This window comes from Kocuria sp., from assembly GCF_030538595.1.
GTDB lineage: Bacteria > Actinomycetota > Actinomycetes > Actinomycetales > Micrococcaceae > Kocuria.
The window spans coordinates 99,156-124,902 of record NZ_JAUNTS010000011.1 but is presented as its reverse complement, the minus strand read 5'-3'; the positions used below and the strand labels follow the sequence as shown (position 1 = coordinate 124,902).

Below are 25,747 nucleotides of genomic sequence, written 5' to 3'. Positions count from 1 at the left end.
CCCTACCCCACACCGACGCGCCAGCCCCCAACTACACCCTCATCTGTGAAGAGCCAGTTTAGCCTGGCTAAAGGAACCTCAGCTCACGCCCAGCTTCTCCAGGATCAGCTCGCGCACACGGCCGGCATCTGCCTGTCCGCGGGTGGCTTTCATGACCGGACCGATCAAGGCACCGACTGCCTGGACCTTTCCGCTTTTGACCTTTGCCACCACATCGGGCATCTGTGCCATGGCATCGTCGATCGCTGCGACCAGCACGCCGTCGTCGGAAACCACCGCCAGGGAACGGGCTTCCACGATCTGCGCCGGGGCACCTTCCCCGTCAGCAACAAAACCAATGACCTGCTTGGCAATCTTGTCGTTGATGGTCTTGGCCTGAATCAAGGATTCGAGCTCCACAACGTGCTGCGGCGTCACACCCAGCTCGGTGATCTCCGCACCGCGCACATTGGCCAGGCGGGCGATCTCTCCCATCCACCACTTACGCGCTGCACCGGCAGAGGCGCCGGCGGCAATGGTGGCTTCGATTTCGTCCAGTACACCGGCGTTGACCACATCGCGGAACTCTTGGTCCGAGTATCCCCACTCGGCTTTCAGCTTCTTACGGCGCTCCGCCGGAGGCTCCGGCAGCTCAGCGCGCAGCTGCTCCACCCACGCGGGGTCCGGAACCACGGGAACCAGGTCCGGCTCGGGGAAGTAACGGTAGTCATCTGCATCCGACTTGGGCCGCCCGGAGGTGGTGGAGCGGGTGTCCTCGTGCCAGTGCCGCGTCTCCTGGACAATCGAATCGCCCGCGCTCAGCACGGCTGCGTGACGCTGGATTTCGTAGCGCACGGCGCGTTCGACGGCGCGCAGCGAGTTTACGTTCTTGGTCTCCGAACGCGTGCCGAACGTGGTGGAGCCCTTGGGCATCAGGGACACATTGGCGTCACAGCGCACGTTGCCGCGCTCCATGCGGGCATCCGAGATCCCCAAATTTTTCACGATCTCCCGAATGGCCGCCACATAAGCCCGTGCCAGCTCCGGGGCACGCGAACCTGCACCCACAATCGGCTTGGTCACGATCTCAATGAGCGGCACACCGGCACGGTTGTAATCCACCAGGGAGAACTCCGCACCTTGGATGCGTCCGGTGGCACCACCCTTGTGGGTGAGCTTGCCGGCGTCCTCCTCCATGTGCGCGCGTTCAATTTCAATGGTGAACGGCGTACCATCCTCCAGCTCCACGGTGATCTCCCCCTCGAACGCAATGGGTTCGTCGTACTGGGAGGTCTGAAAGTTCTTGGGTGTGTCCGGATAAAAGTAGTTCTTCCGGGCAAAGTGGGACACCGGGGCAATGGAACACCCCAATGCCAGACCCAACCGCACCGCGGATTCCACGGCCTTTTTGTTGACCACCGGCAGCACACCGGGCAGGCCCAGGGACACCGGCGTGGTGTTGGAGTTGGGGACATCCCCGAACTCGTTGGGCGCCGCGTCAAACATCTTGGTTTTGGTGTTCAACTCCACGTGAACCTCAAACCCCAGGACGGGGTCAAAGTTCGCCATGGCTTCCTCGAAGGACAGAGTTTCTGCGCTCACAGGGCGGCTCCCTCGGTGGTGCCGGCGCTTGTGGCACCGGACAGATTCTTCACGGCAGCAACGACGTCGGGCAGATCCTTCCAGATCGGCCCTCCGTTGGCCTGGGTCAACAGTGCTTCCAACCCGGCACCGGCACGGTACAGGCGGGCATCCTCACGTGCCGGGGCCATGAACTGGACCCCCACCGGCAGCCCGTCCTCCGGGGCCAGGCCGGCCGGCAAGGAAATGGCAGGCACACCGGCCAGGTTGGTGGGGATGGTGGCGACGTCGTTGAGGTACATCTCCATGGGATCGGCCTGTTCATCCACAGATCCGATGGGGAACGCGGTGGTGGGGGCCGTGGGAGAAATCAACACATCGCACGTCTGGAACGCTGCGTTGAAATCCCGCTGAACCAGTGTGCGCACCTTCTGAGCGGAGCCGTAGTAGGCGTCGTAGTAGCCCGCCGACAGCGCGTAGGTACCCAGGATGGTGCGGCGCTTGACCTCCGCACCAAAACCGGCGGCACGGGTGGCAGCCATGACACGCTCAATGGTGAGGTGCCCGTCAGCGGGCAAGGTACGGCGGCCGAACCGGACGCCGTCGTACTTGGCCAGGTTGGAGGAGACCTCCGAGGACATGATCAGGTAGTAGGCGCCCAGTGCGTATTTGAAGTTGGGGGTGGAAACCTCCACCACTTCTGCGCCAGCACTTCTCAGCAGGTCAACCGCTTCCTGGAAGCGCTGCTGAACACCGGGCTGGAATCCTTCCCCGGTCAGCTCCTTGACCACGCCAACACGCAAACCTTTGAGACCGCCATCGGCGGCACCGGCACGTGCGGCAGCGGCAAAGCCCGTGGCAGGATCGGTCAGGGACGTGGAATCCAAGGGGTCGTGACCACCGACCACTTCGTGCAGGAGCGCAGCGTCCAACACAGTGCGCGAACACGGCCCCACCTGGTCCAGGGAGGAGGCCATGGCGATCACGCCGTAACGGGAGACCGAACCGTAGGTGGGCTTGACCCCCACCGAGCCGGTCACGGCAGCGGGCTGACGAATGGAACCACCGGTGTCCGTGCCCAGGGCCAGGGGCGCTTGGAAGCTGCTCACGGCTGCGGCCGAGCCACCACCGGAGCCGCCCGGAATCCGGGTGAGATCCCACGGGTTGCGGGTCACGCCGTACGCGGAGTGCTCCGTGGTGGAACCCATGGCGAATTCGTCCAGATTGGTCTTGCCCAGCATGGGCATCCGTGCGGCACGCAGGCGCTGGGTCACGGTGCCGTCGTAAGGGCTCATCCACCCTTCCAGCATTTTCGACGCCGCAGTGGTGGGCTGGCCCTTGGTCACGATCAAGTCTTTGACCGCAATCGGCACACCGGCCAGTTCATGCAGGTCTTCACCGTTGTTGCGGGCCGCATCCACCTCAGCTGCAACCTCCAGCGCCTCCTGGGCGTTGACGTGCAGGAATGCGTTGAGTCCAGCTTTTCCCACGTACGGGTTGCCTGCCTCAACGGCCGCACCATCCGTTGTCGCAATCCGATCCAGGTGCGCCTGAACAGCCTCAACGGAGGTCACTTCACCGGCCGCCAGCTTTTCCGCCAGCTGGGCTGCGGAGAGTTCAATCAAGTTCTCAGTCATCCGAGTCTCTTCCGTCTCACTCAGTATTCGGCCTGGTTCAGTCTTCATCCAGGATGGCGGGGACCTTGAACTGTCCGTCCTCCGCATCCGGAGCCCCGGAGAGTGCTTCCTCCACGGTCAGCGGCTGCCCCACCACGTCCTCACGCATCACGTTGCGCAGCGGAAGCGGGTGGCTGGTGGCGGGGACGTCCTCTCCCGCAACTTCACTGACCTCGGCCACGGCAGTGACAATCTGGCCGAGCTCACCGGCCATGGCCTGCAGCTGCTCCTCCGACATCTCAATGTGTGCCAACTGCGCCAGGTGGGCGACGGTGTCACGGGTGATCTCGGACATGCACGCTCCTTGTGTTCACGTTCAGGGGTGGATTCGCTTGAGAATTTGATCTTCCGCAATACGAACCTACCCAGTCTAGCCGCGCCCCGTGACAGCCCGGGGCACCTACGCTGGGAGACATGACAGCAACCAAGAACACCAAACAACAAGGTGCCAAGAAGCAGCGCGAGGCCAAGAAGCCGAAAAAGGACCGCGGTGCCGCACGGCGCGCCAAGGCAGCAGCACGCGGCACCTCACCGGCCCGAGGGACAGCCAGGACGCCAACTCAAGATGCAGCCAATGCCTGGCGGCAGGGAATCTCCACCGCAACGGCGGCCACCGTGGATCAAATGACGGCGCACATGCAAAACGTGGTGCTGGAACAGTTGGAACAGCACGGCGCGTTCCCACCTTTTGCTGTCACGGCAGGGCGCGACGGCGAATACGAGCTGACAAGTCCTTCCCCGGAGGACATCGCCGAACTTGACGCGACCGAGGTCCTGGACGTGTTGCGTGAGCAAGTGCGCACTTCCGCACCCGCGCTGTTGGGAGTGGTTCTGGCGTTTCCAGCCACGCTCCCGGACCGTTCAGGGGCTGCGGCGGTAATTGCTGAGGTGGAGCACGTTGACGGTGTGCAGCTGACGCTCATCCAGACCTACCGGGTCAAAGGAGTTCAGGGAGCCAAGCGAACCCACTTGGAGGACGCCGTCGTGGAACCGCGGGAGTCCACCTTGCTCCCCCACCCCACCCCCCTCCGCCGAGATCATGGTTAGTAGAGGATTTAGGCCGAAAAATTAGGTCAAACCATGTTTTCGGCGGAGGTGACAAGACCCCGGTGCCGCTGGTGCGGTACCGGGGTCTTGCTGCATGGATGGTGCGCTATGTCACCTCATCCCGTGATCAGGCAGAGATCAGGCGGGGATGTTCAGGGTCTGGCCAACAAAGATCAGGTTGGCGTCAGCAACGGTGTCAGCGTTGGCAGCGTGCAGGGCTTCCCAGCCACCCTGGATGCCGAGCTTCTCAGCGATGATGGACAGGGTGTCGCCGGACTCAACGGTGTAGGTGCCAGCAGCAGGTGCAACCTGAACCTCAACCGGAGCAGCCGGAGCGGTGTACTCGACAACCGGGGCCTCAACGACGGGAGCCTCGGCCACGGGGGCCTCAACAACCGGAGCCTGCTCGGCGGCCGGGGCAGCCTCAGCCGCGGGGGCAGCGGCGGGAGCCTGCTCAGCAGCAGGAGCCTGCACGGACTGGGTGGAAACGTTGGAGGTGGTGCCACCCAGGCCCAGCTGGCCACAGGTGGGCCATGCGCCGATGCCCTGACCGGCCAGAACGTTCTCAGCGACGGCGATCTGCTGCTCGCGGGAAGCGTCAGCAGCGGAGCCGGAGCCACCGTAAGCGGCCCAGGTGCTCGGGGAGAACTGCAGGCCACCGTGGTAGCCGTTACCGGTGTTGATCGACCAGTTGCCACCGGACTCGCACTGAGCAACAGCGTCCCAGTCAACGGCGTTGGCCGGAGCGGAGGCACCAGCCAGGGCAAAGCCGCCCAGAACGGTAGCGGTGCCTGCAACGATGGTCTTCTTGAAGTTCTTGTTCACAACTAGCTCCTGTGCGGTCCCGTCTACGCTCGTGCCGTCCCCGGCGTCTTAGCGTCGCTGTCTTCCCGAATCAGTTGGATCGAGGTTCAGGCGTTGCTCGCAGACAGCGATGACGGTTGAGCAACACCCGGGATTCGTTGGTGTCAGCCCGGCTCGAAGCCGGACTGCTGGAGTGAATCCCCGGTACCGGGGAGTCCCCCGTGGGAAGTTCGATGATCACATTACAGTAACGATTTTGAAACTGTCACCCTCTGAGCGTGTGATCCGAGTCAAACTGAAAGGTTGTGTGCGCGTTTTCATGAACTGCGCACCCCGTCACACCCTCCAGTGAACTACCCACTCGGTGCACTCGGTTTCGCCAAGAAGTCTCAAACTCCCCGCGAAATCAAGGTAACAGGACCATAACAGCCGCATCACGGAATGGTCACGATGTTTGTGAGTGAAGACACGGACTTTTGTAGACATGTCCCTAAATGTGGGCTTGCTCACACTACGACGGCGGCGTGTTGCCTCCCGGAGCGCCGCACTACCCGTTGGGCCCCGGCTCAGCCGGTCCAGTCCCGACTGGCTCCCCTGCGCTGCAACTCAGTCCTGCTCCGATGGACGCAACGGGTCCGGTCCTTGCTCCAACAGCTGTTCAAACTGGGACTCGTCCAACACCTGAACGCCCAAGGACTCTGCCTTGTCCAGCTTGGAACCGGCAGATGCACCGGCCACCAGGAAGTCAGTTTTCTTGGACACGGAACCGGAGGCCTTTCCACCACGGATCAGGATGGCCTCCTTGGCCGAATCCCGGGAGAAATTCTCCAATGTGCCCGTGACCACCACCGTGAGTCCTTCCAGGACCTTGGGCACGGTCTCATCCACTTCATCTTCCATGCGGACGCCCGCTGCCGCCCAGGAGTCCACCACTTCTTGATGCCAGCCTTCGGCAAACCATTCGATCACCGCTCCGGCAATGGTGGGACCCACCCCGTCTGTGGCGGCCAGTTCCTCTTCCGAGGCTGATCTGATCCGCTCCATGGAGCCAAATGCCGTGGCCAGTGATCGTGCAGCAGTTGGCCCCACGTGCCGGATGGACAGTGCCACCAAGACCCGCCACAGGGGCTGCTCTTTGGCCTGCTGCAACTGTTCAAACAGCCGATTGGTGTTGGCCGTGGGCACTGACTCCTTCTTGGCCGTGGGTTTGGTCCAGAAGTAGGGCACCAGTTCCGTGGCGTTTGGATCAGCGCTCTTGCCACGCTGGGGGCGCGAAATCAGCACGTCTGCCAAATCCTCCGGACGCAGATCAAAGAGTTGCGCTTCAGAGCTGAGTGGCGCCGACCCGGAGTCCGGTGCCGTCAGTGCCTTGGCGGCTTCCTCCCCCAGGGCTTCAATGTCAAAAGCTCCACGCCCGGCGGCGTAGAACACACGCTGACGCAGTTGTTCGGGGCAGGACCGGGCATTGGGGCACCGGATGTCCACATCCCCTTCTTTGGCCGGAGCCAACGTGGTTCCGCAGGACGGGCATTGGGTGGGCATCTCAAATTCGCGTTCTGAGCCATCCCGTAACGCCACCACGGGACCCACGATCTCCGGAATCACGTCCCCCGCTTTACGCAGGACCACCGTGTCACCGATCAACACACCTTTGGCCTTGACCACGTCCTGGTTGTGCAAGGTGGCCATGGACACGGTGGATCCGGCCACGGTCACCGGCTCCATGATTCCGAAAGGTGTGACCCGCCCGGTGCGGCCAACCCCCACTGCAATGTCCAGCAGCTTGGTGTTGACCTCCTCCGGCGGGTATTTGTAGGCAACCGCCCACCGCGGCGTGCGCGAGGTGTGCCCCAGCTGACGCTGTGTGGCGCGATCATTGACCTTGACCACAATGCCGTCAATCCCGTGAGCCAGGGAGTGGCGTTGGTCCCCGTATTGCTGAATGTAGTCCAGGACTTCCGGGACCGAACTGAGTACCTGGGAGTACGGACTCACGGGCAAACCCCAGGCGGCCATATGGCGGTAGACCTCAGACTGTTCGGTGATCTCCAGCCCCGTGGATGCACCGATGCCGTGCACATACATGGACAGCGGACGTTTTGCCGTATCGGCAGGGTTTTTCTGCCGCAGTGAGCCCGCAGCACAGTTGCGCGGGTTGGCAAACGGAGGTTTGCCTTCAGCCACGCGCTCGGCGTTGACCCGCTCGAAATCCTGGGTGGACATGAAAATCTCACCACGAATTTCAATTTCTTCCGGCACATCCGCACCGGCCAACCGGGCAGGGATGGTCTTGATGGTCTCCACGTTATGGGTGACGTCCTCCCCCGTGGTGCCATCTCCGCGCGTGGCAGCGCGTACCAGCCGCCCCTGGCGGTAGAGCAAGTTGATGGCCAGCCCGTCAATCTTCAACTCGGTGAGCCAACGCACCGGCGGTGCCTCATGGAGATTGGCCACGGAGACTTCCGCCCGTGCCAACCACGCTTCAAGTTCCGCAATGGAGAAGACGTCCTCCAACGAGTACATCTTTTCCAAGTGCTGGACGGCAGCAAAGGCTTCAGAGACCTCTCCACCCACCTCCTGAGTGGGCGAATCATTGGCTGTCAGCTCCGGATGCAGCGCCTCCAGTTCCTCCAGACGCCGGTAGATGGAGTCGTACTCAGCATCTGAAAGTGTGGGGGCATCCTGGAGGTAGTAGGCGGTGCGGGCCGACCGCACCGCCTCCACCAGTTGCGCGTAATCCTCCCGCAGGTTCTCGGAGGGGCGATCTTCCTGCGGAGTTTCAATCTGGGTGCTCACCCCAACATTGTGACCCACCGCGCAGACAGCACAAGCCTGCACTCACTACAGATGTCTCGATGCTGCCGCGCGAACGCCAATCTCAGCGGCGCACGGTCAACGTCGCGTGAGGCCGCCCCTTCTTGGCATTCCACACCGTCACCGCGGCTCGGTCCAGATCTTCACCACGCCCGGAACGTTGCACGGCCACCGCCACCGAACTGGGCAGCACCAGAGGGCTGGCGAACTCCACCCCCCAGCGCAGTGGTGCGGGGGCATCCACCATGGCCAGCGCCCGGGATGCCGTATACATGCCGTGGGCAATGGCCCCCTTCATCCCCAGCGCCCGTGCACTGGGACCGCTGAGGTGAATGGGGTTCACATCCCCGGACACCGCGGCATAGCGCCGCCCCGTATCCGCCGCCAGTTGCCATCTTCCGGTGGGCACGGGCGGCTGGAACTCGGCGCGCTTGACGGCACCGCCCGCACCCGCGTCACCACCAGCACCGGCATCGGCACCAGCCGATTCACCCGAGTCACCACGATCACCCGACTCACCACTGGCAGCCGAACCTCCCACGGACACTCCACGCGCCAAATACACGGATCGTCCGATCCATACGGGATCACTGGCCGCGGCGTCGTCGTCGGGTGCTGTGGTGCCACGCGAGCGCCGCAGTTCAACCACGACGTCCACCGCCGTTCCCACACGGTGTGGCCGCAGGTTCTCCGCCCACACCGTGACGTCCAGGTGCTCCCCCACCGTCACGGCCTGGGTCTGCTCCACCACGTTGGACAGGTGGACCAATCCCACGGTGGGCAGGGGAAAGTCATCACGGGTCAGCAGGGCCATGGAGGCGGGGAAGGCCAGCGCGTGCAAGTAGCCACTGAAGGCAAGGGTGTTGCCGCGGGCATCGGTGTGCAGGGGCGCGTGCACCACTTCACTGAACGCACGGTGGGCGGAATCCTCCACCACAACGTCTGCCACCTGGATCTGGACATTGGGCAGGTGGGAGACCCCGGATGCACGACGACGCCCCCGCGCACCCAGCAGCGGCGCACCCTTCACCGCGCGGCGAATTCCCGCAGTCACTCCCTTACCCACGGTTTGCCCGGCGGCTTTGGCGTACATCCCGCCCAGGGACGGCATCCCGGGCAGCACAATGTTTTGGCGGTGGGGTTGCAGTTCACGGGAGGTCATCTCAAGCCCCCACCAGGTTTTGCCCGCACACCCGCAGGGTTTGTCCGCTGATTCCAGCAGCTGCATCTGAGAGCAAGAACGCAATGGCCTCCGCCACGTCCCGCGGCAGGCCACCTTGCTGCAGTGAGTTCAGGCGACGCGCCACCTGGCGGCGGGCCATGGGAATCTTGGCCGTCATCTCCGTCTCGATGAAGCCCGGTGCCACGGCGTTGGCCGTTCCGCCACGCTGAGCCAGGATGGGAGCCAGCCCGGCCACCATGCCCACAATCCCTGCCTTGGAGGCGGCGTAATTGGTCTGCCCACGGTTACCGGCCACCCCGGAGGTGGAGGCCAGACCCACCACGCGCAAGCCATCGCCCATGGGGTCGGCCAAGAGCTGTTCGGTGATCCGCAACGGGGCTTCCGTGTTGACGGCCAGGACGGAGGCGAACTTGGCTTCATCCATGTTGGCCAGCATCTTGTCCCGGGTGATCCCGGCGTTGTGAACGATTCCGTCCAATCGCCCGTAGCGAGTTCGGCAGTGCTCCAAAATCTTCTGCCCGGCGTCCTGGGCCGTGACGTCCAGGCTCAAAGAAGCAGTCTCCAGCTCATTGGCCAGGGTGGACAGTGCTTGACCTGCGGCGGGAACGTCCACAGGCACCACGTGGGCACCCTGAGTGTGCAGCAGACGCGCAATTTGTTCGCCGATGCCGCGGGCCGCACCCGTGACCACCACAACCTTGCCGGCCAGCGGAGTCTCCCCCTGGGGTGCTTGGGCCAGCGACTCAGGACCGTCCTGCGTGCCCACCACCAGGAATTGGCCGTCCACAAACGCGCTACGGCCTGACAGCAGGAAGTCCAGGCTGCCCGCCACGGACGGTGCCGTGACGCTGACGCCATTCGCCACCACCACACCGTTGGCGGTGGCGCCGCCGCGCATTTCCTGGGCCGTGGAGCGCAGGAACCCCACCACCCCTTGTCGTGCGGCATTGACTGCCACCGCGGCGTAGTCCATCCCGGAGGCCTCCACCTCGGTCTGGGGCAGATTGGCAGCTGAGCCCAGCGCCACTCCTGCCGCGGGCCGCGACACCGTGATCACCCGACCCCCCGGCACCAGTTTGCGCAACACGGCACCCAGTTCCAGCGCGGGCGCCGTGAGATCGGCGGGGCTGCGAATCTCCGTCAAGCACAGTACGACGGCGCCCACCTTCCGCACGTCATCTCCGTGCCGGTGGACTTCAAGGCCTCTGCCCAGAAGATGGGTTGCCAGCTGGTCAGCCTCCGTGACCGATGACTGGCCGGAAGCCTGACTGGTCTGAGCACTCACAGCTGGGCCCAGCACCACCACGGGAGCGGTCACGGTGGGGCGTGCGGGATCGTGCCGACGCAGTTCCACGGGGGCCGGCAGCCCCAAAGCTGTTGCCACTTTCCGGCCGGGCCCCTGGGAGACCAGTCCCAGGTAAGCATCGTCAGAGGCCGTGACGGGACGCATGGTGGTTGAAATTTTGGCTGGGAATTTGGGAAGTGACGGGCTCATGGACAGGTCCTTTCGCGCGGTGCCGCCGGTGCGGCCCGGTGAGGTGAATCAACGGGCCGCACGCTGCGACGTCGTGAATGGTGAAGGTGCGGGTTGGAAACAAACTGCCAGAAGATCAGTCTTGGGGGTAAGCGCGCAGCAGAGCCACCGCACCCTGCCCGCCTGCGGCACACACTGAGATCAGGCCGGTTACGGGACGGTTTTCTGCGACGGCGCGCGCCTTGAGTTCCTTGGACAAGGTGGCAACAATGCGGGTTCCGGTGGCAGCAAAGGGATGCCCGGCCGCCAACGACGATCCGTGCACATTCAGACGGCTCCGATCCAGCGTGCCCACGGCGGCTTCAAGGCCCAACCGGTCACGGCAGAAGTCCGGGTCCTCCCACGCCGCCAGAATGCTCAAGACCGTGGAGGCAAAGGCTTCGTGAATCTCCACCAGGTCAATGTCCTGCAGGCTCAGCCCATTGCGAGCCAGCAACCGCGGGGCGCCGTAGGCCGGAGCCATCAGCAGGCCCTCTTCCCCGTCCACAAAGTCGACGGCGGCCGACTCCGTGTCCACCACCTCAGCCAGCAGGGGCAACTTGTGTTCGTTGGCCCACTCTTCGGTGGCGATCAGAATGGCGGAGGCGCCATCTGTCAACGGGGTGGAGTTACCGGCGGTCATGGTGGCCTCAGCCTCCAGAGATTTGCCGAACACGGGGTTGAGCCCGGCCAGCTTCTCCGTGGAGGTGTCCGGGCGGAGGTTGTTGTCCTTGGTCAACCCGCGGAAAGGGGTCACCAGGTCGTCCAAAAAGCCCGAATCCCAGGCCTTGGCCAAGTTGTGGTGGCTGTTGGCTGCAAGTTCGTCCTGAGCCTCACGGGTGATACCCCAACGGGCCGTGGTGATGGCCTGGTGCTCGCCCATGGACAACCCGGTCCGGGGCTCAGCCACCCCGGGAGCCACCGGCGCAAGATCGGCCGGGCGCAGCTTGGACAGCGCCATCAGCTTGTCCTTGGGGGACTTGGCGTGGTTGAGCTTCAACAGCACCTTGCGCAGCCCTTCACCCACCACGATCGGGGCATCCGAGGCGGAATCCACACCGCCGGCAATGCCCGCCTGGATCTGACCGCACTTGATCTTGTTGGCAATCAGAGAGGTGGTTTCCATGCCCGTGGCGCAAGCCTGCTGAACGTCAATTCCCGGCGTGTGGGGATCAAGAGCAGAGCCCAGAACGGACTCACGGACCAGGTTGAAGGACTTGGGCTGCTTCAACACAGCTCCACCTGCCACAGCACCCAGCCGCTCCCCGGCAATGCCGGTCCGGGCCACCAGTCCATCCAGCGCAGCGGTGAACAGTTCCTGTACGGAGGTGGAGGCATAAGGACCACCTGCGCGGGCAAACGGCGTGCGGTTGCCTGCCACCACCCATGCGGTGGTCTGCTGGCGGACTTGCGGGCGATCGGCGTTGGCTGCGGCCTGCTGGGGGGTGGTTTCAGAAGTCATGGATGAAGCTCCTTCGAGTGGGGCTGATCGGAATGATGTGGCTGATCCGGCGCATGTGGCCGATCGGGTACTTGGAGTCGATTGCATGGGACTGATCAAGCCTGAGCCGATCAGGTGACTGGTATCACTTTTTCCAAGAGTAACTGATACTCTCGGTATCGTGAACACGACGAGCACTTCACTGGCGCACGCAGTCCGCCATGACAAGGACCGGACAGATGGACGGTCTCGCCGGTGGCGCCTGCACCGTGAGAAGCGCCGTACCGAGTTGCTCAAACTCGCGCGTGGCGCCATTGCGGAATGCGGAGCCACGGCCTCCATGTCTGAGATAGCCACACATTGCCGCACGTCAAAGTCGGTTTTTTATCGGTACTTCGATGACAAGGACGGGCTCAAACGCCAACTGGGCGAGTACGTGGTGGCCCGTATGGGTCAGCGCATGACAGAGGCGGTGGCAGAGGCCGGTTCCTTCCAGGAAACCGTGCGGGCCCTGGTGACCCAGTACCTCTGGCAAATTGAGAACTCCCCGGAGGTGTATCTGTTCGTGGTTTCAGAAACCGCCCCGGCAGATGAAAGCCCCGTGGACCGGTTCTGCCAGGCCGTGGCCCAACTACTGGTCAATGCGCACCAGCAGCACGCCCCCACCGACCTTCAGATTCCAGAGACCACCGCCGGGTACTGGGCCGCCGGAGTGGTGGGGCTGGTCCGCGGTGCCGGTGAAGCGTGGATGGCACCCCGCAACGGGACCACCGCCAACCGGCCCAGTCTTGACGAGTTCGTGGACACGGTCACGGCCTGGGTGGTCAGCGGTTCCAGACCTCCCCAATCACCATGAAACCCCACCCGCAACAACCCCGCTGCCCGCATGACCGCAGCACCGCGGAACCTCCCTACGGAGGCCTTGCGCCACGGCAGCACGTGAACATCCCAGAAACCCGAATGATCCGGGCACCCCGGACCCAACCAGCACAGGAGGACACAGACCATGGCTACCTCAACGCCCAACACTTCACCCCGCAACCGGCTGAGCCGCCGCGCGGGACGCGCCCAGACTCACCAGGACACCCGCACCGTGGACCAGGAATTTGCCGGTGAATCTCACGATCAGGTGCAGCTTGACGTTGCCGAGCTGCGTGACCTTCTGATGGGTTCCTACGCCCAGGAGCGCCGCGCCTCCCGTGAGTTGATCAAGGAGAGCAAGTTCCACCACGTGCCCGGGCGCACCAAGGAGGAACAGCGCGAACGGACTTTTGAAGCCCTGAAGGCCCTGGCCGGAAGCGATGCCGTCATGGCGGGTCTGCCCACCTCCCAGGGTGGCGGCGGGGAGCCCGGTGCCTACGTGGCTTCCTTTGAGGAGTTCGTCCTGGCGGATGCCTCCCTCCAGATCAAGGCCGGCGTCCAGTGGGGTCTGTTTGGTTCGGCCGTGTTGAATCTGGGCACCGAACATCACCACAACAAGTGGCTGGCGGACATCTGGTCCCTGAAAATCCCGGGCTCCTTTGCCATGACGGAAATTGGCCACGGGTCAGATGTGGCTTCCATCGCCACCACCGCCACGTACCACCCCGAAACCCAGGAGTTCGAGATCCACACGCCCTTCCGCGCGGCGTGGAAGGACTACCTGGGCAATGCGGCGGTACACGGGCGGGCCGCCGTCGTCTTTGCCCAGCTCATCACCGGTGGGGTGAATCACGGGGTCCATGCCCTCTACGTCCCCATCAGGGATGACAACGGCGATTTCCTCCCCGGTGTGGCCGGTGAGGACGATGGCTACAAGGGCGGCCTCAACGGCGTGGACAACGGGCGCTTGTGCTTCACCAACGTGCGCGTTCCGCGGGAGAACCTGCTGGATCGCTACGGGCATGTGGACCCGGACGGCACCTACAGTTCCCCCATCGCGTCCCCGGGCCGCCGGTTCTTCACCATGTTGGGCACGCTGGTCCAAGGCCGTGTGTCCCTGGACGGCTCGGCCGTGGTGGCCACTCGCGCAGGTCTTGCCATCGCCCTGACCTACGCCAACGAGCGCCGCCAGTTTGCACCCGTCCCCGGCCAGCCCGAACGCGTGCTGCTGGACTACACGCGCCACCGCCGTCGTCTGTTCCCTTACGTTGCCCGCGCCCTTGCCGCAGGATTCGCGCACGAAGAGCTGCTGGAAGCCTACGACGACGTCTTCTCCGGGCGCACCGACAACGACGACGCCCGCCAAGACTTGGAGACGCTGGCTGCGGCCATGAAGGCCACCTCCACCCGCCTGGCGTTGGACTCCCTACAGGAGTGCCGGGAGGCCTGCGGCGGTGCAGGGTTCCTCTCCGCCAACCGCATCACCGATCTGCGTCAGGACATGGATGTCTACGCCACCTTTGAGGGCGACAACACCGTGCTGATGCAGCTGGTGGCCAAGCGCCTCCTGGGGGACCACGCCAAGGAGTTTGCCCGCATGGATGTGGGCGTCATGGCGCGGTGGGTGGCCGACCGCGCAACGGAAACCGCCGTCAACCGGTCCGGGCTGCGTGGCCTCTCCCAGGTCTTCCGGGACTCGGCCGATCCGCGCCGTTCGGTCAATGCTCTGCGTGATCCGGAAACTCAGCGGACGTTGTTGACGGATCGTGTGCGCTCCATGATCGGCGAGGTGGCCGAAAACATGCGAGGTGCGGGCAAGGGATCACCGGAGGCCACTGCGGAGGCTTTTGATCGCAACCAGCACCGCCTCATTGAAGCCGCCAAGGCACATGCCCATCTGCTGCAGTGGGAGGCTTTCACTCGCGCACTGGAGAAGGTTGAGGATCCCGGAACCCACCAGGTCATGCTGTGGCTGCGGGATCTGTTCGGACTGTCCGTGATCGAAGCTGACCTGGACTGGTACCTGTCCCACGGTCGGATGTCACTGATGCGTGGCCGCATGGTGGAGTCTTATGTGGACCGGCTGGTCACCCGCCTGCGGCCCCACATCATGGATGTGGTGGAAGCCTTTGACTTTGCCCCCGAGCATCTGCGGGCAGAGATTGCCACGGGAGTTGAGGCGCAACGTCAGACGGAAGCCGCGCAGTGGATTGCTGCGGAGCGTGCCGCCGGACGTTGGCCCCGCAGCGAGAAGAACTGACCCTCCCGGTCCCCCGCACAGCCGTCGCCGCGTCCGCCGTCGCACCCACCGTCGGCGCGAGTGCGGCCCGCCGCCCGCCACCCCGCGTGAGATCACCGGTTGTTGTTGAGAGCACCTGTTTTAGGCGGTGCTCTCAACAACAACCGGTGATCTCACGTATCGGGGTGCGCATCGCGGGGTTCACGACGGCGCTCCGCGTGGGTCGCTGGGACGTTCAGGAACCCAGATCGTGGCGCATGTCGATGGGGACGAACGTGGTGGTGTCCTCATCCGCCGGGCGGGAAGCCACGGCGTCGGCCACGATCACAGTGACGTTGTCCCGCCCACCGGCGCGCAGTGCAGCGTTGACCAGGACATCTGCGGCTTCCTTGGGATGCGGCACGGAATGCAGGACTCGGGCGATATGGGCGGTGGCCACCTCCCCGGTCAAACCGTCGGAGCACAGCAGAAGGCGATCACCGGGTTCCGCCGGCACCACCCAGATGTCCGGCTCCCAAACCTGCCCGGTCCCCAACGCGCGGGTGATCACGTTACGGCGTGGATGCACCAAAGCCTGCGCGGGTGTGATCTGACCGATGGACACCAAATACTGCACCTCAGAATGGTCCACCGTGATCTGCTGGACCTCCGGCTGAGGACCGTCCTTGGGGGTGGGTGCCACGGGAAGTGGCCGTGTGGTGGTCACCTCAAGACCTGGGGAGTCGGCATCCGCGACTGCTTCATGGGCCGGCTCCACCGGCTCATCCGTTGCCACATGAGCGGTGAACTCCCCGGTGGGGTGATGTGCCACGGAGGCGTGATCCGGGGCGGGGGCTGATCCCTGCGGACGCACCAGCCGGTAGGTCCGGGAATCCCCCACGTTGAACACCAACCACAGGCGCGTACCCTCAACATCCACCAGCCAGGCGCCTGTGACCGTGGTACCTGCCCGGCCCCCCAGATTCTCCTGAATCGCGGTGTCTGCAGCACTCAAAACCGCGCGCAACTTGGCAAGCAACAGCAGTGTGGCGTCTGGAATCTCAGGATCGAGTTTGAGTTCGCGCTCCACCCGCGCCCGAAAACGAGCGACGTCTTCCAACGGCGCAGGCTCCGTGGGAACTTCCACGCTCCAGGGGTCCATGGCCGTGAAAAGCTGCGAGCTGCCCAGCGTGCGCACCGCCAAGGCGGAGGCCACTTCACCGGCCTCATGACCACCCATACCGTCGGCCACCGCGCACATGGTGCGGGTGACCACCAGGGAGTCCTCGTTGGTTTCGCGTCGCAATCCACGGTCCGTGGCTGCTCCTGCGCGAATCACCAGTTCAACGCTCACGCGTAATCCACCTCAAGTTGTGGGCCGGGCCCTTGCGAAAGTTCAACGGGTTGCACGTCTCCAAACCCCCGAACATTGTGCGTTTGCTTGGGAGTCAACACAAAACGGTCATCACCCCGGAGGACCGATGCGGTCGACGCATCCACCAGGACGCTGCCCGGCGGGGTCAATGCAACCAGGCGCGAAGCCAAATTAACAGTTGGACCGTACAAATCGCCCAAACGTGGCAACACACGACCCCACACGAACGCAACACGCGATTGAGGAAGGTCCGTGTCATCTTGAATGATGCGGGCCAGTGCCAACGCCATCAAGGCTCCTTCCTGCGGGGTTTCGGCCATGAACATGACTTCATCACCGATGGTTTTGATCAATCGTCCGCGCCCCACGGCAATGACTTCTGCGCACCGCTGTTCAAACCGCTGGACCAGGGCGGCCAGAGTTCGTTCATTCATCTGCCGCGACAGGGAGGTGTAGGAAACCATGTCCGCAAACCCAATGCCCCGGGCCAGCGGGAGGTTCTTGGAGTCATCCTCCTGGGAGGCGTCCCGCAGTCCGCTCATGGTGGAGCCATCGGGGCGTTCCTGGCGCATGGCCAACCGTTGCACGGCCGCGTTGAGCTGGCGCCGCCACGAGTAGATCAGCAACTTCTCCAGGACGGGCATCAGCTTGGGCAGTAGGTTGAGCAGTTCCCGCCGGGCTTGTGCATCCGTGTGCTGGCTGTTGGCCACAAGGTCCTCCACCAGCGCCTCAACCTGCCACACCACCATGCGATCCGTCATCTGGGCCATGGAACGCACCAGGGACAGTGCGCCTTCTTCCGTGACGTCCCCGCCAACCACCAGCGCGGAGATTTCCCGCAGCGCCTCCGCGTCCTGTTCGGTGAAGTACACCTCCTCATCAGAGAGGTTGGGAAAGCCCATTGCCCGCCATATCTTGCGGGCATTGAGCAGAGACAAATCCCCTTCACGTGCTGCTTCACGCCGGGTCATGCTCCGTTCGGAGCCCAGTAGCAAATCCTCCAAGGCGTGAAAGGCATCCTGTGACTCCGCCGAGCCATACACATTGGATTGGACCGGGTTACGCAGATTGAGGTTGATCTGCGCCGTCTGGGGTCCTACTTCCGGATTTTCGACGACGCCGTGGTCCGGTACCTGCCCACCGTTCGCCTGTTGCTCGCCCGAGTTCTCCAATTCACCCCTGTTTGATCTGTCTCTTGCCGGATCAGCGCGCTTTCTTGGCAGATCAGCATTCTCTTGCCGATTTTCGCGTTCCTGCGGGAACAGTCGCCACGGTGTCATGACCGGCCCACCCAGCTTCCGGGGACTTGGCCGTGGTGGAAGGCTCCGTAGGCTGCATAACCCTGAGAGCCAGAACCTTGCGAGAGAGGCCGTTGGTTTGCCGCTTTGCTGTCAATGAGCTCGGCGAACTGTTCCACTCTGGGCGCGTGATGTAGCCGCAAGACCCCGGATTGACCAAAGTCAGCACTCAACGTACCAATTCCAGCTCGCCCCAGGGGACCGCGAGCACGCTGGGCATCCACGCGGAGCAACCAGGCCAAGTTGATCCGTACACCACCGCGGGGTGCCGCACCACCCACCAACATCAGTCGCCTGTTGGTGAGGACAAAGCGGGTCAGTGCCCAACGAATCACGGGGCGGATCACAGCCAGAACCACCACCAAGAGCAGCAAGAGGGACAACCCCGTGCCCAGCACCGAATGAACCGTGGTCCACGGTTGGTCCATGGGCCGCCACCGCACCTCCAGCATGCGCTGCAAGAGCCCGTGGACAAAGACTGCAATCACCAGGATGACAGCAGGTTTCAACAGCTTGGAGGGATGGGCCAGCGTGGAGACCACCACGTGCTCGCCGGGTTCAAGGCGCAGTTTCTTGCTCACACATCCTCCTGGGCACCGCGCAGGTGCACAACGTCGGCTGCGCTGAGGTGGTGCCGGGCACCGGCGTCGTCGTCCAGAAGTAACGCACCGTACTGATCCAGTCCGGCCGCCACCCCAACCAGGGGCGGCTGATTCCCGGGCAGCTGCGCGCGGACACGGCGCCCCAGAGTCCCCAGCAGCGCCTCCACATCATGGCGTAGTGACCCATGCGGTTGAGCCAGTTGGGTTGGGTCCGCGCAAAAACTGCGATACAGCGGCAGGAAGCACTGCACCACCTGGCGCAGAAGCTCTCCGCGATTGGGGTCGCCGCCTTCACGCAGCACGGAGGTGGCGGTGTGCACGGGAAGTTCAGTGGTACTGACATTGATGCCGGCACCCACCACCACGGCTGGTGGGAGATGGTCAAAGGGCACCAGTGAGGCCAGGACCCCCACCATTTTGCGGTCCCCCACCAGAACATCATTGGGCCACTTGACCTGAGCTGCAATGCCTTGCAGGGACAGTGCCTGAGCCACCGCCGTGCTCAACAGCATGGTCAGCCATCCGAACGTTTGGGTGGCCAAGGGCGCACCGCTGGGACCGGAAGGCCGCAGCAGCAGCGAGAATGTCAGCGCCTCACCCGGAGCCACCACCCACGAACGATCCAGCCGTCCCCGTCCGGCACTCTGGTAATCCGTGGCCAGCAGGCTCAGATCCGGCAGGCCACCGCCGCGCACGGCGGCTTCCCGGGCGCGTTCAGCCAGTTCTTGATTGGTGGAACCCACTTCCGGCAGAACCTCCACGGGCGCACCCAGCAGCGTGGAGAGTTCGGCGTGGAGCGCATGCTCGGCGGCCAGTGCGGGCGTGGTCCCACCGTCAGCCCCGAAACGTACGGTGCTCATCCACTCTCCTGTTTCCGCGCCTGGCGCTGCGGGGTTATCGTCGTCGTGTTGATGTGTTGCACATCAACAGTAATAGCCGCCGCCCCCGGGAGAACCCTGAACTGGCCGGGAGTTGCCCCGAGTGGGCATCTGGGAGGCGCCGGACGCGGCAGCCAGGTCATGGCCGCGAACAGCACACATGCCCCTTGATGACGTAAGGAAAAGTCATGACACTGCAGGCTGTGACCTATGTGTACGGCGGTTCGGCAGAGGCTTTGGCCGAGCACCGCCCCGTCCACCGCCAGTTTCTGGGCGAGTTGGAGGCTGCGGGCGTTCTGCTGGCCGCGGGACCGTACGACGACGACGCCCCCGCCGGTGCTCTGCTGATCGTCCAGGCCGACTCCCCCGAGCAGGCCTTGGAGGTTCTGGATCCTGACCCGCTGCTGGTGGAGCAGGTCATCACCGAACGCACCGCGCGCCCGTGGAAGGTGACTGTGGGCCGGGTCCGGTGACTCAGATTTGTAGATGTCATTTGTAGATGTCACACAAGGGGCAAGTGCCATGGCCTTACCTAGACTGGCCAGGTCCTTCTCCTTGACCGTCCGCTGAACTACGAGGTGCCATGAGCCACGACTTGTCCACTACCGCTGGAAAAATTGCCGATTTCCGCCAGCGGCGGGAGCAATCCATGGCTCCCGCGGGGGAGGCTGCCATTGAACGGCAGCATTCCCGGGGCAAGAACACAGCCCGCGAGCGCGTGGAGATGCTGCTGGACCAGGATTCTTTTGTGGAGCTGGATGCGCTGCGCACACACCGCACCACGGCCTTTGGCATGGACAAGAAGAAGATGCCCGGCGACGGTGTGGTGGCCGGTTACGGGACCATTGACGGACGTTTGGTGGCGGTGTACTCCCAGGATTTTGCTGTGCTGGGTGGATCACTGTCTGAAGCCAATGGCGAAAAAATCGTCAAGGTGCAAAAGTTCGCGCTGAAGAACGGGTGCCCGGTCATTGGGATCAACGACGGCGGTGGGGCCCGGATTCAGGAGGGTGTGGCCTCCCTGGCCATGTTTGCGGATATTTTCAACATGAATGTCCGCTCCTCCGGTGTGGTCCCCCAGATTTCCTTGATCATGGGGCCGTGTGCCGGTGGTGCGGCCTACTCCCCCGCGTTGACGGACTACATCATCATGGTGGATGAGACCTCCCACATGTTCATCACCGGCCCGGACGTGATCAAGACCGTCACGGGTGAAGATGTTGACATGGAGACCCTGGGTGGCGCGCGTCAGCACAACGAAACCACGGGTACCGCCACGTATCTGGCCACGGACGAATCCGATGCCCTGGACTTTTTGCGCGAATTGCTGGAGTTTCTGCCCTCCAACAACCTCACGGAACCGCCGCTGCTGGATCACGACCAAGAGTTTGAAGTCACTGACCATGACCTTGAACTGGACACCTTGATCCCGGATTCAGCCAATCAGCCTTATGACATGCGCGCCGTGATTGAAGCCGTGGTGGATGACGGGCACTTTTTGGAAATGCAGGCGCTCTACGCCCCGAACGTGATGATTGGTTACGCCCGGGTGGAGGGTCACACCGTGGGTATCGTGGCCAATCAGCCCATGCAGTTTGCCGGCACCTTGGACATTGCGGCTTCTGAGAAGGCTGCACGGTTTGTGCGCCACTGCGATGCCTTCAACGTGCCCATTCTGACTCTTGTGGATGTGCCGGGCTTCCTGCCGGGTACGGATCAGGAATTCAACGGCATCATCCGCCGCGGGGCCAAGTTGCTCTACGCCTATGCGGAGGCCACTGTCCCGTTGATCACCCTGATCACGCGCAAGGCATACGGTGGTGCCTACATTGTGATGGGCTCCAAAAAGTTGGGTGCGGACATCAACCTGGCCTGGCCCACCGCTCAGATCGGCGTGATGGGCGCCCAGGGTGCGGTGGAGATTCTGTACCGCCGTGATCTCAAAGCAGCCGCTGAGGCCGGTGAAAACGTTGAGGCCAAGCGGGCGGAGTTGGTGCGCCAGTACGAAGAACAGCTGCTCAACCCCTACCAGGCCACCCAGTTGGGCTACGTGGACGCGGTGATTGCGCCGTCGGAGACCCGGGAGAACATCATCCGGGCACTGCGCGGTCTGCGGGAGAAGCGGGCTTCAACCCCCGCCAAGAAGCATGGGAACATTCCCCTGTGAGCACCGCATCCCATTCCACCTCAGCCCATGGCACACCGGATCTGCCGGAAGAGCTGCAGGATGAGAACTGCGTGGTCCAGTTTGTGGGTGGCAACCCCACGCCGGAGGAGATCGCTGCCGTGACTGCCGTGGTGGTGGCTGCCGCTGCAGAAACCGAGGAAGCTGAGACCACGGGTACCCGGCGGGCGCAAAACCGACGTGCTCGCCTGGGCCTGCGTCTGCGCCCCGGATTGGGTGCCTGGCGACGCACCTTGCCCTTCCGCTGACCCGTTGAGCACACCGGCCAGAGCCGGCGGATACCGGGAGATGTCGGCAGACGGGCGGTGTTCCAGGGGAGCACGTAGGCTCATTAGGATCGGGAGGCATGACTCGATCCACCGGAGCACCCACCCCAGACCACGCCGTGGTGACCGCGCCCCACGGTGAGCGTGCGGAATCGCCGATTGACGCGACTGCCAATCGGTATCTGGATGCCCTGCTGACCCACGACCCGGCGTGGGCCATTGAGCTCAATGCCCCCACCCACGGATGGGGATACGCCGATTACGGGCCGGATGGGCTGGCCGCCGAACACGAGTTGCACCTGGCCGCACGGCAAGAGTTGGACTCCGCGGAGCCTGCCGACGACGTCGACCGGGTGACCGCCCACGCGCTGCGCGAGCGGATCGGGGTGGCCACCGAGCTGTTCGACAACGGCTGGGGCGGTAGCCGGATCAACGGGATTTCCTCCCCCGTGCAGAGAATCCGTGAGACTTTTGACAACCTCCCCAAGAACACGGATGAGGACTGGGACGTGGTGTTGGCTCAGCTGGCGGAAGTACCGCAAGCAGTCCAAGCTCTGGTCAGGGGCGTGGAGTACCGCCAGGAGCAGGGCCCGGTCACGGCACGTGCCCAGCTGCTGGGCGCAGCCGAACAGGCCCAGAACTACGCCTCCCTCCAGGGCTCCTTCATGGGCTTGACCCACCGCCCGCACGTGGCCCTGCTGCCTGCCACCGTGCGGCAGCAACTCCATGAGCTGGTGGAAGGCGCCCGTGGCGCCTACACCGAGTTGGCGGGTGGCCTGCGCCGGATTGCCGTTGCCGCACCGGAGTCCATGGCAGTTGGCCCGGAGGAATACCGCCTGCGTCTACGCCAACACAGCGGTGCGGACCTTGACCCGCAGGAGAGCTACCTGTGGGGCATTGAGCAGGTGGAAGCTGTCACGCACCAGATGGAGCAAACGGCCCGGCACATTGTGCCCGATCATGCCGGTGATGATTCTGTGCACGCAGCCATGGAGGCTCTGGATGCAGACCCTCACCGGCAGTTGCACGGGCGTCACGAACTGACGGCTTGGATGCAGGGCGTGACCGAGCAGGCCATCCAGACTCTGGCCGACACACATTTTGAGATTCCTGAACCCATGCGGCGGCTGGAGGCCAGGATCGCACCCACCACGGACGGCGGTATCTACTACACACCACCTTCCCAAGACTTCCAGCGCCCCGGGCGCATGTGGTGGTCAGTTCCCCCAGGCACGGAGGTGTTCCGCACCTGGAGTGAACGCACCACGGTGTATCACGAAGGCGTGCCCGGCCATCACCTGCAGATGGCCACGGCCATTGCCTCCGCCCACACGTTGAACCGCTGGCGCAGGATGGCGCTGTGGGTCGCCGGGCACGGTGAAGGGTGGGCGCTGTACGCGGAAAAGCTCATGGCTGAGTTGGGGTTTCTGGATGATCCCGGTGATCGCCTGGGAATGCTCAGCGCCCAACGCATGCGTGCGGCACGAGTGGTCTTTGACATCGGTTTCCACTGTGGATTCCCCATCCCTGCTCAGCTGGATCCGTTCCTGGGCAAGGCCGCTGGTGCGCGGGCCTGGACGCCAAATGTTGGGTTGGAGTTCCTGCGGGAGAACTTTGTGTTGACCGAACCGTCCTTGCGCTTTGAATGGATGCGCTACATGGGCTGGCCAGGCCAGGCCCCGGTGTACCAGCTTGGCCAGCGGGTCTGGGAGGAACAGCGCGAGCGCTGGAAGGCTGCCACCGGGGCCGGCTTCTCCGTGCAGGACTTCCACCGCCATGCTCTCTCCCTGGGCTCTTTGGGGTTGGACACCCTGGAATATGCACTCGACCTGGTGCAAAGGAGCGCACCGGCCAGCACTCAGCGAACGCACACCTGAGATTGCTGCGAACAGCCACGGGCTGCAGTACCGTGGTAACCAGACGTGTTCCACGTCACATGGCTGCGTGAGTGACCGCATCCCTGTGGCACCGCGTCCAGCCAGGGGGCTCGATCCAAGCCGCCTGGGGGAAAACCTCAGTAACCGCTGAACACACGCGACAAAGGAGTCCACCGTGACGGTTTACGCACAACCCGGTCAGGCTGATTCACCCGTCAGCTTCAAGTCCCGCTACGAACACTTCATCGGCGGCCAGTGGGTGGCCCCGGCCAAGGGTGAGTACTTCGAGGACATCTCCCCCGTCAACGGCAAGGTCTTCACGGAAGTGGGCCGCGGCACGGCGGAGGACATTGAGGCCGCCCTGGATGCAGCCTGGGCAGCAGCCCCCAGCTGGAACACCACCACCCCGGCCGAGCGCGCACTGCTGCTGAACAAGATTGCCGACCGCATGGAAGAAAACCTGGAGACCTTGGCGGTTGCCGAGACCTGGGACAACGGCAAGCCCGTACGGGAAACCCTGGCGGCAGACATCCCGTTGGCCATTGACCATTTCCGCTATTTTGCCGGGGCCATCCGCTCCCAAGAGGGTCGCCTGTCCCAGATTGACGAAGACACCGTGGCTTACCACTACCACGAGCCTCTGGGCGTGGTGGGCCAGATCATCCCCTGGAACTTCCCCATCCTGATGGGCGTGTGGAAGCTGGCTCCCGCACTGGCTGCGGGCAACTGCGTGGTGCTCAAGCCCGCTGAGCAGACTCCGGCGTCGATCCTGGTTTTGATCGAATTGATCCAGGACCTACTCCCGGACGGCGTGGTGAACGTGGTCAATGGCTTTGGTGTGGAGGCCGGCAAGCCACTGGCCTCCAACAAGCGGATTCGCAAGATCGCTTTCACCGGGGAAACCACCACGGGCCGCCTCATCATGCAGTACGCCTCCGAGAACATCATCCCGGTCACCCTGGAATTGGGCGGCAAGTCCCCCAACATCTTCTTTGACGACGTCGCTGCCGAAAAAGACGACTTCTACCAGAAAGCGCTGGAAGGCTTTGCCCTGTTCGGCCTGAATCAGGGTGAGGTCTGCACCTGTCCGTCCCGCGCACTGGTGCAGAAAGGCATGTACGACGACTTTGTGGCCGCCGGTATTGAGCGGGTCAACAAGATGATTCAGGGCAACCCGTTGGACACCGCCACCATGGTCGGCGCCCAGGCCTCCACCGATCAGCTGGAGAAGATTCTCTCCTACCTGGACATCGGCAAGCAGGAAGGCGCCAAGGTGCTCACCGGCGGCGAGCGACTGGTGCTCGACGGCGACCTTGCCGAGGGCTACTACGTCAAACCCACCGTGTTCGAGGGCAACAACTCCATGCGCATCTTCCAGGAGGAGATCTTTGGCCCCGTGCTTTCGCTGACCTCCTTCAGCGATTTTGACGAGGCCATGACCATTGCCAATGACACGCTCTACGGGTTGGGCGCCGGGGTGTGGGCGCGTACCGGGAACACCGCGTACCGCGCCGGGCGCACCATTCAGGCCGGACGGGTGTGGGTGAACAACTATCACAACTACCCAGCTCACGCGGCCTTCGGCGGGTACAAGTCCTCCGGCATCGGGCGGGAAAACCACTTGATGATGCTGGATCACTACCAGCAGACCAAGAACCTCCTGGTCTCTTACTCGAACAGTGAGTTGGGGTTGTTCTAGTGCCAGATTCTGACCGGGCGGCTGAGACCGCACCGGGCCGTGACGACGTCGTCCTGGAGGCCACCGCTGGCCCCGAGGACGACGTCGTGCGCGTGGCCTACACGGGTGCCGCCGTTGACCTGCTGCGGGAGTTGTGGCACCGGCACGGCCCCCTGATGTTTCACCAGTCCGGCGGTTGCTGCGATGGCTCCGCGCCCATGTGTTTCCCAGTCGGTGAATTCCGCACGGGGGACGCTGACGTTTTGCTGGGTTCCGCCGAGCTGACCGATGCAGACGGTGCGGTATTGGGACCGTTGGAGCTCTACATTTCGCGTGAACAGTTCAACGCGTGGAAGCACACCAAACTGACCATTGACGCTGTTGCCGGACGTGGCTCCGGCTTCTCCCTGGAAGCCCCCACGGGTCAGAGGTTCCTGACCCGCAGCAATCTCTGCACCCTCTGACCTGACC

General features: G+C 63.7%; 21 protein-coding genes. 9 read left to right on the top strand and 12 right to left on the bottom strand.

Translation table 11 applies throughout. The annotated features are described in order from the left end of the window. Positions 1-78: 78 nt before the first annotated feature. The 3 genes from gatB to gatC are packed head-to-tail and all read right to left on the bottom strand — an operon-like array spanning position 79 to position 3,531. Positions 79-1,581 (bottom strand): Asp-tRNA(Asn)/Glu-tRNA(Gln) amidotransferase subunit GatB, encoded by a 1,503-nt coding sequence (gatB, locus tag Q4G32_RS10285; protein WP_303351173.1) that lies wholly within the window; start codon positions 1,579-1,581, stop codon positions 79-81. Continuing rightward, positions 1,578-3,197 (bottom strand): Asp-tRNA(Asn)/Glu-tRNA(Gln) amidotransferase subunit GatA, encoded by a 1,620-nt coding sequence (gene gatA / locus Q4G32_RS10280; protein WP_303351172.1) that lies wholly within the window; start codon positions 3,195-3,197, stop codon positions 1,578-1,580. The genes gatB and gatA overlap by 4 nt, the downstream gene beginning before the upstream one ends. A gap of 37 nt (positions 3,198-3,234) precedes the next feature. Then, the gene (gene gatC, locus Q4G32_RS10275) at positions 3,235-3,531 is read right to left on the bottom strand and encodes an Asp-tRNA(Asn)/Glu-tRNA(Gln) amidotransferase subunit GatC (protein ID WP_303351171.1); all 297 of its coding nucleotides are present in this window, start codon (positions 3,529-3,531) and stop codon (positions 3,235-3,237) included. Positions 3,532-3,650: 119 nt separating this feature from the next. Between gatC and Q4G32_RS10270 the strand changes: the two genes are divergently transcribed. Then, entirely contained in the window at positions 3,651-4,283 is a 633-nt protein-coding gene (locus tag Q4G32_RS10270; RefSeq protein WP_303351170.1) for a hypothetical protein, read from the top strand. A gap of 138 nt (positions 4,284-4,421) precedes the next feature. Here Q4G32_RS10270 and Q4G32_RS10265 read toward each other — a convergent pair whose 3' ends face one another. From Q4G32_RS10265 to Q4G32_RS10245, 5 genes are all read right to left on the bottom strand, one after another. Next, positions 4,422-5,108, bottom strand: a complete 687-nt coding sequence (locus Q4G32_RS10265; RefSeq protein ID WP_441327492.1) for a transglycosylase family protein — start codon at positions 5,106-5,108, stop codon at positions 4,422-4,424. Positions 5,109-5,693: 585 nt separating this feature from the next. Then, positions 5,694-7,883 (bottom strand): NAD-dependent DNA ligase LigA, encoded by a 2,190-nt coding sequence (gene ligA, locus Q4G32_RS10260; protein WP_303351169.1) that lies wholly within the window; start codon positions 7,881-7,883, stop codon positions 5,694-5,696. A gap of 82 nt (positions 7,884-7,965) precedes the next feature. Next, positions 7,966-9,063 (bottom strand): MaoC family dehydratase, encoded by a 1,098-nt coding sequence (locus Q4G32_RS10255; RefSeq protein ID WP_303351168.1) that lies wholly within the window; start codon positions 9,061-9,063, stop codon positions 7,966-7,968. 1 nt (position 9,064) lies between these two features. After that, on the bottom strand, positions 9,065-10,534 hold the full coding sequence (locus Q4G32_RS10250; RefSeq protein WP_303351186.1) for a 3-oxoacyl-ACP reductase: 1,470 nt from the start codon (positions 10,532-10,534) through the stop codon (positions 9,065-9,067). A 160-nt stretch (positions 10,535-10,694) separates the two neighbouring features. Continuing rightward, on the bottom strand, positions 10,695-12,059 hold the full coding sequence (locus Q4G32_RS10245; RefSeq protein WP_303351167.1) for an acetyl-CoA C-acetyltransferase: 1,365 nt from the start codon (positions 12,057-12,059) through the stop codon (positions 10,695-10,697). Between the two features lie 160 nt (positions 12,060-12,219). On the opposite strand from Q4G32_RS10245, the gene Q4G32_RS10240 reads away from it, so the two are divergent. Together Q4G32_RS10240 and Q4G32_RS10235 are read left to right on the top strand one after the other, a co-directional pair. After that, the gene (locus tag Q4G32_RS10240; protein WP_303351166.1) at positions 12,220-12,894 is read left to right on the top strand and encodes a TetR/AcrR family transcriptional regulator; all 675 of its coding nucleotides are present in this window, start codon (positions 12,220-12,222) and stop codon (positions 12,892-12,894) included. A gap of 150 nt (positions 12,895-13,044) precedes the next feature. Beyond that, the gene (locus Q4G32_RS10235) at positions 13,045-15,159 is read left to right on the top strand and encodes an acyl-CoA dehydrogenase family protein (protein ID WP_303351165.1); all 2,115 of its coding nucleotides are present in this window, start codon (positions 13,045-13,047) and stop codon (positions 15,157-15,159) included. 214 nt (positions 15,160-15,373) lie between these two features. On the opposite strand, the gene Q4G32_RS10230 is transcribed toward Q4G32_RS10235, so the two are convergent. From Q4G32_RS10230 to Q4G32_RS10215, 4 genes are read right to left on the bottom strand one after another with little or no spacing between them, the layout of a single operon-like run. Continuing rightward, entirely contained in the window at positions 15,374-16,471 is a 1,098-nt protein-coding gene (locus Q4G32_RS10230; protein WP_303351164.1) for a PP2C family protein-serine/threonine phosphatase, read from the bottom strand. Then, complete coding sequence (locus tag Q4G32_RS10225; RefSeq protein ID WP_303351163.1) at positions 16,468-17,772, bottom strand: adenylate/guanylate cyclase domain-containing protein; 1,305 nt, start codon at positions 17,770-17,772, stop codon at positions 16,468-16,470. Before Q4G32_RS10225 ends, Q4G32_RS10230 begins: the two co-directional genes overlap by 4 nt. Next, the gene (locus Q4G32_RS10220) at positions 17,769-18,371 is read right to left on the bottom strand and encodes a PH domain-containing protein (RefSeq protein ID WP_303351162.1); all 603 of its coding nucleotides are present in this window, start codon (positions 18,369-18,371) and stop codon (positions 17,769-17,771) included. The genes Q4G32_RS10225 and Q4G32_RS10220 overlap by 4 nt, the downstream gene beginning before the upstream one ends. Continuing rightward, complete coding sequence (locus tag Q4G32_RS10215; RefSeq protein WP_303351161.1) at positions 18,368-19,252, bottom strand: biotin--[acetyl-CoA-carboxylase] ligase; 885 nt, start codon at positions 19,250-19,252, stop codon at positions 18,368-18,370. Before Q4G32_RS10215 ends, Q4G32_RS10220 begins: the two co-directional genes overlap by 4 nt. A gap of 206 nt (positions 19,253-19,458) precedes the next feature. On the opposite strand from Q4G32_RS10215, the gene Q4G32_RS10210 reads away from it, so the two are divergent. The 6 genes from Q4G32_RS10210 (at position 19,459) to Q4G32_RS10185 (ending at position 25,740) form a co-directional block, all read left to right on the top strand. After that, positions 19,459-19,743, top strand: a complete 285-nt coding sequence (locus Q4G32_RS10210) for a YciI family protein (protein WP_303351160.1) — start codon at positions 19,459-19,461, stop codon at positions 19,741-19,743. 110 nt (positions 19,744-19,853) lie between these two features. Then, positions 19,854-21,437: an acyl-CoA carboxylase subunit beta gene (locus Q4G32_RS10205; protein WP_303351159.1), complete on the top strand. Its 1,584-nt coding sequence runs from the start codon at positions 19,854-19,856 to the stop codon at positions 21,435-21,437. Then, positions 21,434-21,703: an acyl-CoA carboxylase epsilon subunit gene (locus Q4G32_RS10200; RefSeq protein WP_303351157.1), complete on the top strand. Its 270-nt coding sequence runs from the start codon at positions 21,434-21,436 to the stop codon at positions 21,701-21,703. The genes Q4G32_RS10205 and Q4G32_RS10200 overlap by 4 nt, the downstream gene beginning before the upstream one ends. Positions 21,704-21,801: 98 nt before the next feature. Then, positions 21,802-23,598: a DUF885 domain-containing protein gene (locus tag Q4G32_RS10195; RefSeq protein WP_303351155.1), complete on the top strand. Its 1,797-nt coding sequence runs from the start codon at positions 21,802-21,804 to the stop codon at positions 23,596-23,598. A 175-nt stretch (positions 23,599-23,773) separates the two neighbouring features. Further along, positions 23,774-25,297, top strand: a complete 1,524-nt coding sequence (exaC, locus tag Q4G32_RS10190; protein WP_303351153.1) for an acetaldehyde dehydrogenase ExaC — start codon at positions 23,774-23,776, stop codon at positions 25,295-25,297. Continuing rightward, positions 25,297-25,740 (top strand): DUF779 domain-containing protein, encoded by a 444-nt coding sequence (locus tag Q4G32_RS10185; RefSeq protein WP_441327491.1) that lies wholly within the window; start codon positions 25,297-25,299, stop codon positions 25,738-25,740. The genes exaC and Q4G32_RS10185 overlap by 1 nt, the downstream gene beginning before the upstream one ends. The last annotated feature ends 7 nt before the right edge of the window (positions 25,741-25,747 follow it).